11 protein-coding genes are annotated in these 11,883 nt (G+C 34.4%); 8 read left to right on the top strand and 3 right to left on the bottom strand.

The genetic code is table 11. The features are described 5' to 3' along the window. Window positions 1-645 carry a LolA family protein gene (locus BC962_RS08760; RefSeq protein WP_121345615.1) on the bottom strand — a complete coding sequence of 215 codons (645 nt, stop codon included), beginning with the start codon at window positions 643-645 and terminating at the stop codon, window positions 1-3. 22 nt (window positions 646-667) lie between these two features. Next, a complete protein-coding gene (locus BC962_RS08755) occupies window positions 668-3,037 on the bottom strand; it encodes a DNA translocase FtsK (RefSeq protein ID WP_121345614.1) in 2,370 nt (789 codons plus the stop codon). A 205-nt stretch (window positions 3,038-3,242) separates the two neighbouring features. Between BC962_RS08755 and BC962_RS08750 the strand changes: the two genes are divergently transcribed. The 8 genes from BC962_RS08750 (at window position 3,243) to BC962_RS08715 (ending at window position 10,879) form a co-directional block, all read left to right on the top strand. Continuing rightward, entirely contained in the window at window positions 3,243-3,656 is a 414-nt protein-coding gene (locus BC962_RS08750; RefSeq protein WP_121345613.1) for a hypothetical protein, read from the top strand. A gap of 302 nt (window positions 3,657-3,958) precedes the next feature. After that, window positions 3,959-4,564 (top strand): DinB family protein, encoded by a 606-nt coding sequence (locus BC962_RS08745; protein WP_245984129.1) that lies wholly within the window; start codon window positions 3,959-3,961, stop codon window positions 4,562-4,564. Window positions 4,565-4,853: 289 nt separating this feature from the next. Next, a complete protein-coding gene (locus tag BC962_RS08740; RefSeq protein WP_121345611.1) occupies window positions 4,854-5,342 on the top strand; it encodes a nuclear transport factor 2 family protein in 489 nt (162 codons plus the stop codon). A 42-nt stretch (window positions 5,343-5,384) separates the two neighbouring features. Continuing rightward, window positions 5,385-5,927 carry a DUF4287 domain-containing protein gene (locus tag BC962_RS08735; protein ID WP_121345610.1) on the top strand — a complete coding sequence of 181 codons (543 nt, stop codon included), beginning with the start codon at window positions 5,385-5,387 and terminating at the stop codon, window positions 5,925-5,927. A gap of 66 nt (window positions 5,928-5,993) precedes the next feature. After that, entirely contained in the window at window positions 5,994-6,794 is an 801-nt protein-coding gene (locus BC962_RS08730) for a cyclase family protein (RefSeq protein ID WP_121346048.1), read from the top strand. A gap of 317 nt (window positions 6,795-7,111) precedes the next feature. After that, entirely contained in the window at window positions 7,112-7,750 is a 639-nt protein-coding gene (locus BC962_RS08725; protein ID WP_147405639.1) for a hypothetical protein, read from the top strand. A 176-nt stretch (window positions 7,751-7,926) separates the two neighbouring features. Further along, complete coding sequence (locus tag BC962_RS08720; RefSeq protein WP_121345608.1) at window positions 7,927-9,396, top strand: serine hydrolase; 1,470 nt, start codon at window positions 7,927-7,929, stop codon at window positions 9,394-9,396. A 61-nt stretch (window positions 9,397-9,457) separates the two neighbouring features. Beyond that, window positions 9,458-10,879, top strand: coding sequence for an amidohydrolase family protein (locus tag BC962_RS08715; protein ID WP_121345607.1), 1,422 nt, complete (start codon window positions 9,458-9,460; stop codon window positions 10,877-10,879). Window positions 10,880-10,948: 69 nt separating this feature from the next. On the opposite strand, the gene BC962_RS08710 is transcribed toward BC962_RS08715, so the two are convergent. Beyond that, complete coding sequence (locus BC962_RS08710) at window positions 10,949-11,659, bottom strand: membrane or secreted protein (protein WP_121345606.1); 711 nt, start codon at window positions 11,657-11,659, stop codon at window positions 10,949-10,951. Between the last annotated feature and the right edge of the window lie 224 nt (window positions 11,660-11,883).

Here is an 11,883-nt window from a genome sequence, read left to right as displayed (position 1 = left end):
TTAGTCTAATCTATTGATATAAAAATCTTTATATCGTCCTTCATTAAAGCTGAACAAGCTTTTAGCTAAAGGCTGATTGGTTTTAAAACTTTTTACAGTAATGGTAATCTTAGTCCCGTTATCCTGCGTTTGAATTAAATTATAGATGTGCTTTGTCTGGCTATCTATACCTAACAAGATATTTTTTACATCGGCATTACTATCTATAGGTGTTAACTTGATGTATTGGATCTGTCTTCCTTTAATATCCTGAGATATATCCCATTTGTAGGTGTATCCTTCCTCGTAAAAAGAGAACATTTTAGAAGGAGTGATGTTGTTATCGTCTTCCTCTACATAATTAGAGATGTTGATCTCTTGATCTTCCGGAATAATGGTGTAGATCTTTTTACCGTCGAATAATTGAGTAGTTCCCATTAAATTCAACAAATATTTATCTCCATGAATACTTACATCTCCTCGTGTTTCTTGACTTACGCTCTCTGCAGTGTTTTCCAGAGAATATTTAAAGTCTATCACCATATTATCATAGCCTTTTACCTTAGAAGATACTTCGCTTAATAATTTTTTAGCTTTTGTAGATTGCTGAGCATTCATGGCGAAAACGCTGAATAAGGCGATCATTACAATACTTAATCTTTTCATTTTTAATTTTTTAATTTGTGTCTCAATTATTTAATAGTTGGTCTAGTGAGACGAGATCTGTCACTAAAACTTGGCGGGCTTTGCTTCCTTCAAAGGGACCTACAATTCCTGCAGCTTCTAACTGATCTATAATTCTTCCAGCACGATTATACCCTAACTTCAATTTTCGTTGAAGTAAAGAAGCAGAACCTTGTTGCGCAATCACTATAACTTCTGCGGCTTCCCGGAACAATTTATCTCGCTCGCTTACATCTATATCAAGTCCTGTGCCACTCTCTGCATCCTCGTATTCTGGTAGGATATGAGCATCTGGATATGCTTTTTGAGACCCAATAAATTCGGTGATCTTATCTACCTCTGGAGTGTCTACAAATGCACATTGAAGACGCACCAGATCATTCCCTTGAGTAAATAACATATCTCCACGCCCAATTAACTGATCGGCTCCTTGGGAATCTAAAATTGTTCTTGAATCTATTTTTGAAGTCACTCTAAATGCTACTCTAGCCGGGAAATTGGCTTTAATAATTCCTGTTATCACATTTACAGAAGGTCTTTGTGTAGCAATAATTAAGTGAATTCCTATGGCTCGAGCTAATTGAGCTAATCTCGCGATAGGGGTTTCTACTTCTTTCCCAGCGGTCATAATAAGATCTGCAAATTCATCTATTACCAATACGATATATGGCAGGAATTTGTGTCCGTTCTCTGGATTGAGTTTTCTGGCTTTGAATTTTACGTTGTACTCTTTAATGTTTCTAACCATTGCATCCTTTAAAAGGTTGTAACGGTCGTCCATTTCTATACAAAGAGAATTAAGCGTAGCAATTACCTTAGAATTATCGGTGATAATAGCATCTTCAGATCCTGGAAGTTTAGCCAGATAATGACGCTCTATTTTATTAAAAAGAGTTAGTTCTACTTTCTTAGGATCTACTAAGACGAACTTCACTTCTGCAGGATGTTTGCTATATAATAATGAAGTTAAAATTGCATTCAATCCAACAGATTTTCCTTGTCCTGTAGCACCCGCCATAAGTAAGTGAGGCATTTTGGCAAGATCTACAACAAAGGTTTCATTAGAAATAGTTTTACCCAAAGCTAAAGGCAATTCCATTTCAGCATTTTGGAATTTTGGAGAAGCTATCACAGAACGCATAGAAACTATGGTAGCATTTTTATTTGGTACTTCAATACCTATGGTTCCTTTTCCTGGGATAGGGGCAATAATCCTAATTCCGAGCGCCGCAAGCGAAAGCGCGATATCGTCTTCTAAATTTTTTATCTTGGAAATACGAATTCCTGCTTCAGGAACTATTTCATATAAAGTTACCGTTGGTCCTACTGTGGCTTTAATGTGGGCTATCTCTATCTTATAATTTTTAAGTGTAGAGACAATATTGTTTTTATTCTCCTCTAATTCCTCTTGATCTACTGTTATTCCGCCACCACCAGCATTATAATCTTTTAATAGATCTATTGTAGGCCATTTGTAATTTTTTAATTCTAGTGTATGGTCAAATTCTCCAAAATCCTTAACCAATTTTTTGCTCAAAGTATCTTCTGCTTCTTCCTCTTCTACAGTCTCTACCTCCATTTGTACATCCTCGTCTACAGCAACTGGAACTGGTTTTGGAACTTCCTTATTAAGAGTAAGGGGAGTAGGAGTGGATTTATCCTGAATATTGGAAGTCTCTTTTTTAGTAACAACTTCTGAAACCCAATCCTCCTCTTCGTAAGTTTTAGTTGCGGGCGGTGCAGAGGCAGTTTTAGAAGTTTCAAAATCATCTTTTAATTCCGCCTTCTTAGTATTTATATAAGTACCTATAAGTTCTGGAGTGATCTTCAGCCTAAAAACCAAATATGCAATAAGCATAAAGGTTAGCAATAAGGAAGTTCCTATTAATCCAATAAAATCTTGTAAATAATCATTGATCTCAAAACCAACGCGACCTCCTAACATGGCGTTCTTTTCAGCAAAAAATCCGAAAAATACAGCCCACCAGATCATCATTAATAAGCCCCAAAACCAAAACTTAAAAAGATTTTTAAGTTTAAAAGCAAAAAATAAATAAACTCCGGTAAGTGTTACTAAGCCAGCTAGTATAAAAGCTGCTAGTCCAAAACCATTATAGATAAAGAAATCACTGATGCTTGCGCCAAATTTGCTCATCCAATTTTTAGCCACCAAGTCTCGATTTCCAAAATCTTGTAGTGTACTTTGATCTGCTTGCCAATTAAATAAAAAGGAAATAAAAGCGATTAGTAAGGCGACCCCCAATAACATAAGGAAGCTGCCTAAAACTACTTTTTGTTGCCTAGAAAGTTTAAATTCTGGTTTTTTGATCTTCGTATTTTTAGTTTTTCTGGTCGAGGCTTTTTTCTTGGGCATATATTCTCAAGGGAGTTTGTGCAAAAATACAAATTAGCAAGAGTCTAAAATAAAGAATCAGACTTCAATATTAACAATTAGAGATTTTAACTTTTATAAATTCAAATCTAAGACTTTTATTTTTTTAAATTTCTGAAAGTGATCATCTACAGCAGAAAACATATTTTTAAGCATACCACATATAATTTTTTAAAAACATTTCATTTTGAATTCTCATTTCGTACTTAGCGATGCTCAATATGAAAAGCAATTTGCAACAGCACAATTAGATCCTGCTTTGTTCTCTCACGAAGCACATTTAAGACTGGCTTATATTCATATTTCCAATTATGGAATAGAACAAGCCATTTCTAATATTACATTTCAATTAAAGAAATATGTACAAAACTTGGGTGCTGAAGATAAATTTAATATGACTCTTAGTGTTGCCGCTATCAAGGCTATGGATCATTTTATAAAACGATCTTCTTCAACCAATTTTTTAAGTTTAATAACGGAGTTTCCCCGATTAAAGTATAATTTTAAAGATCTTATGGCAGCTCATTATGCTATAGAGATTTATAATATTCCGCTTGCAAAGCAGCAATTTTTAGAACCAGATCTCTTGCCTTTTAATTAAATTTAATTAATCTTTATTTTCTTACTTACGCTGCTATATAAATCTAGATAGATGTTTTTCTAATTATATTTAAAATATTTCTACATCTATATCCAAGTAGGTTTTTCTGAAACTAGACGCTCTTTAAATAATGTTTTCTGAAAAGCTATTAGCATCATAAATTAAGGATTAATATCAATATAAATTCTGATAATGAGGCATCATAAATATGGAAAGGATGTACTATCTTAGAGAGTGAAAATGAAGTTGTGATTTTGAAGAAGATCAGGGAATTAAAAATATAATTGTAAAATCATTAAATTATGAAAAGGATCATTTTACCAATTGTAATGCTTGTTTTGGTAAGTTTTACTTCTGAAACTTTTAAGCTTACAGATGCAGAACGAGAAATGGCTGTTAAGGAACTAGTGCATTCTCAAGATGAAATGTTATTGGCTTTGGATGGTTTATCTGAAGCACAACTAAATTACAAGCCAGATGACGAAACCTGGTCACTGGCAGAGATCACAGAACATTTAGCAATTACAGAAAATGGGATTTTTGGAATGCTAGAACAAAGTTTAAAAACTCCTGCAGATCCATCTAAACGCGGGGAAGTAAAAATGACAGATGAACAAATCCTTGGATTTATTGAAGATAGATCTACTAAAGTGAAGACTTCGAAAGAAATGGAACCTAGCTCTCAGTTTGGTGATTTTAATGCGACTTTAAAAGTATTTAAAGACAGTAGAGAAAGCCATATAGATTATCTAAAAAACACCGATGATGACCTAAGAAATCATTATGCACAAATGCCTTTTGGAACTCTAGATGGCTTGCAAGTAGTATTGTTTATGTCTGGACATACAGATCGTCATGTGCAACAAATGCATGAGCTAATGAGCGCTTCAAATTTTCCTGAAGAATAACTGATGATAAAATTTTAAAGGCATAACCATCTTAATTGGACAAAGTCTAATGAGATGGTTCTTTTTTTGGTACATCTGGCTAATCTTATTCTATGCTTTATAAATAGATTAATAATTGAATAAGTAGACTTTAAGTTTTTTAAAAGGCATCACTTGAATGTATTTATAAAATCAAGTATCTTTATTGAATATCCCAAATAAAGGCCCAATATATAATTTAATAACTCTGTTAGTCGATACCAATAGTATCCGTTTTTAGGCTTTAAACATTTTTTAAAATCGATTGAAAATGAACAATAAAGAACTCTTAGAAAAATTTTATAATTCATTTTCAGATGGAAATGCACAAGGGATGATAGAATGTTATCATAAGGACATCACTTTTCGAGATCCAGCATTTGGTAAGCTTAGAGGCAGTAAAGCAAAAAATATGTGGGAAATGCTACTCAGTAAAAAAGATAGCAAAGCAATTATAACTTATAAGATCTTAGAAATAGGGAAAGAGGACGCAAAGGTTAGTTGGACGGCTCATTATAAATATGGACCAAAAAAGAGAAATGTAATAAATAAAGTAATTGCAAATTTTGAGTTCAGGGATGGAAAGATCATAAATCATACAGATAAATTTGATCTTTGGTCTTGGTCTAAACAAGCTTTGGGCGCCAGTGGTTACTTACTAGGATGGTCTTCTTATATGAGAGATCAAATTCAGAAGAAAACAGGAAGTTTATTAAATTCATATATAGAAAAGAAATCTCTTGCAGCATCAGTCCATTAATGTGAATGCTGTGTACTATTACAAATATTAAAGCTACTAAAAATGGAAAAGGCCTTAGAAACAATGATCGCTAATATGCCTGAAAAGACTGGCAGATCTTTAGAAGAATGGAAAAAATTGCTTAAAACCAAATCTTTTGCTAAGCATGGAGAAGCTATGAAATTTTTAAAGGAAGAACATAATGTCACCCATGGATTTGCCAATACCATAATACATTTATCTAAGGAGGATAAAGAAGAGCCAGAAGATCTTGTAGCAATACAATACAAAGGTAAAGAGGATTTAATCCCTATCTACAATAAGCTACTGTTAGTTATTAAAGCATTTGGAAATGATGTGACAGTCACTCCAAAAAAGACAAGTGTTAGTATAATAAGAAAGCGGCAATTTGCTCTAATTAAGCCAGCCACAAAAACTAGAATAGATCTAGGTTTAAAATTTAATGATAAATCTACTACAGAAAGACTTGAAAATTCCGGGCCTTTTGGAACTATGTGCACGCATAGGGTTAAATTAAGTAAGATAGATCAAGTAGATAAGGAATTAACTGCTTGGCTAAAAGAAGCCTACGAGCAAGCAAATTGAGAAAAACCTGTGACGAATGAATATTTCTAAACTTAAGGAATCATGAAGATCAGCAAAATTTATTTTTTGATTTATATAGTAATGATCGCTAGTTGTGATAAAAAGGCAGAACGTTCCAAGGAGATCATATCTTCACAAAAAACTCAATTCCCTAAAGGACAAATAATAGATCTTACTCATGATTTCTCTGAAGAAACTATTTATTGGGTAACTGCCAAGGAGTTTGAAATGGAGGTAGTTGCAAAGGGAATTACAGATAAAGGGTATTATTATGCTGCTAATAATTTTGCTACTGCAGAACATGGGGGCACTCATATAGATGCACCTATTCATTTTGCGGAAAATACTCAGACGGTAGATGAAATTCCACTTTCCAATCTAATTGGAAATGCCATTAAGATAGATGTTTCTGAAAATTCTATTGCCTCCCCAGATTATCTTATTAGTATTGAAGACCTTAAAAATTGGGAGGAAGAGAATGGGGAGATCTCAAAGGGCAGCATAATATTACTGGAAACTGGCTTTTCTAAATTATATCCCGATAAACTGAAATATTTAGGTACTAAAGAGCGTGGAGAAGAAGCTGTAAAAAAATTACATTTTCCAGGATTAGCCCCAGAAGCGGCCAAATGGTTAGTAGAAAACAGAAACATTCATGCAATTGGAATAGATACTCCCAGCATAGACTACGGCCAGTCTCAAGATTTTCAAAGCCATATTAGTTTACTTTCTAATAACATCCCGGCTTTCGAGAACTTAACAAATTTAGATAAACTGCCAAGTAAAGACTTCCAAGTGATCGCCTTACCAATGAAAATAAAAGGAGGTAGTGGAGCTCCTTTGAGAATTATCGCGATCCTTAATTAATATGTCATTAAGTGTTACATAGCTCGGGACGTTAGGATGAATTGGTTTGTTAATAAAATCTTAAAATGCATTTGCCTTTTTTGGATTATTACAGTAAGTTTACACTACAATCATCCATTGGCCCTACGCTAATAAGAATAGATATATTATTTTAAAATCTCATTTTGAAAGAAAATTCTTTCAAATTCTTAAATAATTTTCAATTTAAAAAGTGATGTCATCCAAGAGATCATTCTTTTAAATGAAGCACTTTAATGTTGGGAGTTAGCCGAAAAACCAACTGAATCCTTAGTAGGCATAATCAAATCAAAATACACATGAATAAAGTATTACTTATTTTTTGTTTCCTATTTACTTCTTTAATGTTTTCTCAAACAAAACTTTATGTTCATCCAGATGCAGATAATTATGTAGAGAACACGACTACCATTGCTATTTTACCACTAAAAGTTCAGGTGAAATTAAGACCGAAAGAATTGAAAGATTTTACTCCAGAACAAATGGAACAAATGAATAGAGATGAAGCATTAGATATCCAAAAAGGGATGTATACCTGGTTCCTAACTCGAGAAAAAAGAGGAACTATGTTAGTAAAGGTTCAAAACCCAACTCTTACTAATACATTATTAAAACGGCAGGATATAGATATTCATGATATTTCAGGATATCTACCAAGCGAGCTTGGAGAGATCCTTGGAGTAGAGGCTATTATCACCGGTAATTTTGAAACTTCTAAACCAATGTCTAACGCAGCTGCTATTGGTTTGGCCGTATTTACTGGAGGAATGTTTGCAACCAGTGCTGCTGTAATGAATATGGATTTTACTAATACTAGTGATAATGAATTGATAGTAAACTATAATAAGAAGATTAAAGGGAGTTTAGGCTCAGATGCTCAAGACCTTATTAATATCTTAATGAGAAAAGTTTCTAGAAGAATACCATATACCAAATAAGATATCCAAGTTACTCATTACATTTTTAGATCGGCAGGGTATATACCGCTGCCGATCTTTTTATATTCTATTTTCCCTATAACAGCCGTTATAATAGACTGAAGTAAAAATTCGCTATTTTAGTGACTTGATAATTAATTACTTATCATTTTTTTTAAATATCTAAAACTAATAATATGTTTCTAAAATCCAATCATGCCTTAAGAACATTTTTTACTTGCTGTATTCTGGCCTTACTAAGTAATACCGCAATGAATGCTCAGTCCAAAGCAGCTCAAATAGAAGACCTTATGACTCTATATTCAGAATATGGACAATTTAATGGTTCTGTATTGGTGGCAGAAGATGGGGAGATTATTTATAAGAATGGTTTCGGAAAAGCAAATATGGAATGGGATATTCCTAATGATGAAAACACAAAACACAGGCTGGGTTCTATAACTAAACAATTCACATCCATGCTCATCCTTCTATTAGTGGAAGAAGGGAAGTTGAAGTTAGAGGTGCCTATTATTACCTATCTTCAAGATTATCCTAAAACGACTGGAGACAAGATCACCTTACATCATTTGCTTACGCATACTTCTGGGATTCCAAATTACACATCTTTTCCAAAGTTTTTTGCTGAAACTAGTCGGGATCCTTTTACTCCTAATGATTTTACTTCCTTATTTAAAGATATGGAACTGGAATTTGCTCCGGGAGAAAAATACTCTTATAGCAATTCAGGTTATTTTTTATTGGGAGTGATTATAGAGAAAGTGACTGGCAAATCTTACGAAGAGAATCTACAGGAAAAGATTTTTAAGCCTTTAAATATGAAAGATACAGGTTTCGATCATCATGATGTGATCCTAAAAAACAGAGCTTCCGGATATCAAGAAAGAGGAAACTCTTATTCTAATGCGCCATATTTAGATATGTCTATTCCATATTCTGCAGGGTCTATATACTCTACAGTAGAAGATCTTTATTTATGGGATAGGGGATTGGCTTCAAATAAATTACTATCCGAGAAAAATAAAGAACTATTGTTTACTCCACATATTAAGTCTGGAGATAGCTTCTATGGATATGGTTGGGGAGTAGATAAAATGCCTGATGGCATTTCTAAAGATAGCATTACTATAGTTGGGCATGGAGGTGGAATAAACGGCTTTAATACGATTATAAATAGAACTCCTTCCAAGCAGGATTTAATTGTCTTGCTTAACAATACCGGCGGAACCAATCTTGGTGAAATGAGCCGTAATATTTATAAGATATTGAATGGAATGCCTTATGATCTTCCGCAGAAATCCCTTGCGAATTTTCTGATGGAGGAAATCAATAAAAACGGATTGGAAGCTGGCCTGGCTGCTTTTGAAAAGCAAAAAGCTGCTAAGGAATTTATTCTGAAAGAAGATGACATAAATGCCTTGGGATATCAATTTTTACAGTCTGGGAAATTAAATGAAGCGATCGCAGTTTTTAAATTGAATGTTACGGAATTCCCTGAATCTTCCAATGTGTACGATAGTTTAGGAGAAGCCTATATGGTAGCAGGAAACAAGGAATTGGCAATTCTTAATTATAAGAGGTCTGTAGAGTTGGATCCAAAAAACGAAAACGGGAAAGAGATGCTGAAAAAACTACAAGGTGAATAATTATAAATACTTTTTTCTTCAGTTCACCAAAAATGCTAATCACCGCAATAAATTCTAACAAATGATAAAAAGCTCGTTTTTATGGATCGCCGCATTTCTTATTAGTTTTCAAATAAATGCACAGGAGTTCACTCCGCAAGTAAAAGCCTTTATTGCAGTAGATACTTCCAATATTGCAATTACAAATGTTACTGTGATAGATGGTACCGGTGGAGAAATAAAGGAGGGGCAATCAATTGTGATTAGCAAAGGATTAATTCAAGATGTGGGTAATGCAATTTCTGTAGTGATCCCTAAAAATTCCTTGATCATTAACGGAACCGGGAAAACGGTAATCCCCGGATTGGTGATGTTACACGAGCATTTATTTTATAGTAAGCCTTTCGAGAATTGGTTTAGCGTAGGCCAGATGACCTTCACTTTTCCAAGATTATATCTTGCCGGTGGCGTTACAACTATGAGAACTGGTGGTAGTATTCAGCCACAAACAGATCTCAACGTAAAGAAATGGATAGAAGAAGGGAAAATGACAGGTCCCAAAATGGATGTTACAGGGCCTTTTATAGAGCGTGAGGGTTATGAGATCCCGGAACTCGGTTTTATAGAAGGTACTGCTGAGGTTGCTAAACTGGTGAACTATTGGGCAGATAAAGGAGTGACTTCCTTTAAAGTATATAATCATATCACTAAAGAAGACCTTAGAATATGCGTGGCAGAAGCTCATAAACGCGGACTTAAAGTAACAGGGCATTTGTGTTCCCTAACTTATGAAGAAGCTTCGAATATTGGTATAGATAATCTGGAGCACGGCTTTATGGCTTCTAGCGATCTTATAGATGATAAAATTGAAGACATGTGCGATCCCTTTAAAGCCCGAAAAAGTTTGATGAATACCAATGTAGATGATCCAAGAATGGAAGCGTTAATGGATCTGTTAATTAAAAATAACACCACTATTACCACAACTCCTGTGGTCTTTGAGCCTTACACTGGCTTCGAAGTTGTCCCGGGCGGCGGACTTAAGGCCATGATCCCACAGCTTCAGGATGATCTTCAGAATAAATACGATCGTGCAGTGAATAAAGATTCTCTGGGGATCGAGCTTTTCAAAAAAGATCTGGAATGGACTAAACGTTTTTATGAAAAAGGAGGGAAGCTGGTTGTAGGTACAGATCCTACAGGAGCGGGAAGAACAGTTGCAGGATATGCCAACCAACGAACTATAGAAATTCTTGTGGAAGCTGGATTTTCATTAACAGATGCTATTAAGATTGGAACACTAAATGGTGCCGAATTCCTGAAAAGGCAAAAAGAGGTAGGCAGTATAGAAAAAGGAAAGAAAGCCGACCTGATTTTAATTGATGGAGATTTGCGGGAGGACATCCGTAATATCCGAAAAATGGAATTGGTTTTTAAAGATGGTGTAGGTTTCGATTCTAAAAAACTCTTCGAATCGGTGCAAGGGAAAGTAGGTTTGTACTAAGCAAGTTTTGCCTGAGTTTTAAAGAACAACGCATTGCATTATTTTGTGGAAGTTCCTAATATTAGACACTTATTCCCTAATACTCCATATTTCATGAATTGGATCTCCTTTACTGGACAACCCGGAATGATGCCAATTGCCATCCACTAATTTATAGTCAAATTTAAGGCTGTTCCCGACTCTAGAATTGTCTCGGGAAAAGAATTCTATATTCTCTGTATATTCCTCATTAACCGTAGTGTAAGTTCCCCCGCCGGTGCCCATGAATTCCTTAGTTTCGGTGTTATAAGCTATCCATTGAAAGCGAGTGCCAGATAAGATCTTCATTGTTTTTCTAGGGCCACTAGTGTCTCTTAATTGTGTTTCTCCATCCCTAATTCTACCAGACATCAACCACGCACCTTGTAATTTTCCGGGCAAGCCATTATCTATTTTTTTATATTTCATATCAGCCCCAACAATGCCCATGATAGAATCATTATTAAATACTTTAAAGCTCAGCTCGGTACCTACACGCTCTGGGTTTTTAGTATCGAATTCTACTTTTTCTGTCATTGTATCTTCTGTGAGCTCCCAGGTGCCACCGTTAGTACTAATAAATTCCCCAGTGTCGGCATTATAAGTGCTTATAACCTGATAGCCAACGGCAAAAATGACCAGGCTTTTAAGCTTATCTCCATTCTCTGAAGTATGAGTTCCTTCCCAGGCCCCAATAAAACTTTGAGCCTTCATCCCAAACGAGAAGAATGTACAAAGCAACAATACAAGTATTTTTTTCATGACCTTAAATTTTATCTGTTCTTAGACACTGAGAAATTACAGTCTAAAATAAGTTTTATTACCAATTTAAACAATACTATTATGTGTTTATAGAAATTTACACTCTTAATTATGAAGAGGTTAAAGCTGAATTTTTTCATGATAATTAAAATTGTTTTAATAGTAGGCGGAAAGAATTTCTCTGGTGATACGATAAAATTATTTTATTTACTTTAGATGAACCT

Source organism: Gillisia mitskevichiae (genome assembly GCF_003634585.1).
Lineage (GTDB): Bacteria > Bacteroidota > Bacteroidia > Flavobacteriales > Flavobacteriaceae > Gillisia > Gillisia mitskevichiae.
Note: the sequence above shows the minus strand (reverse complement) of the source record. Positions and strands in the feature narration are given on the sequence as shown.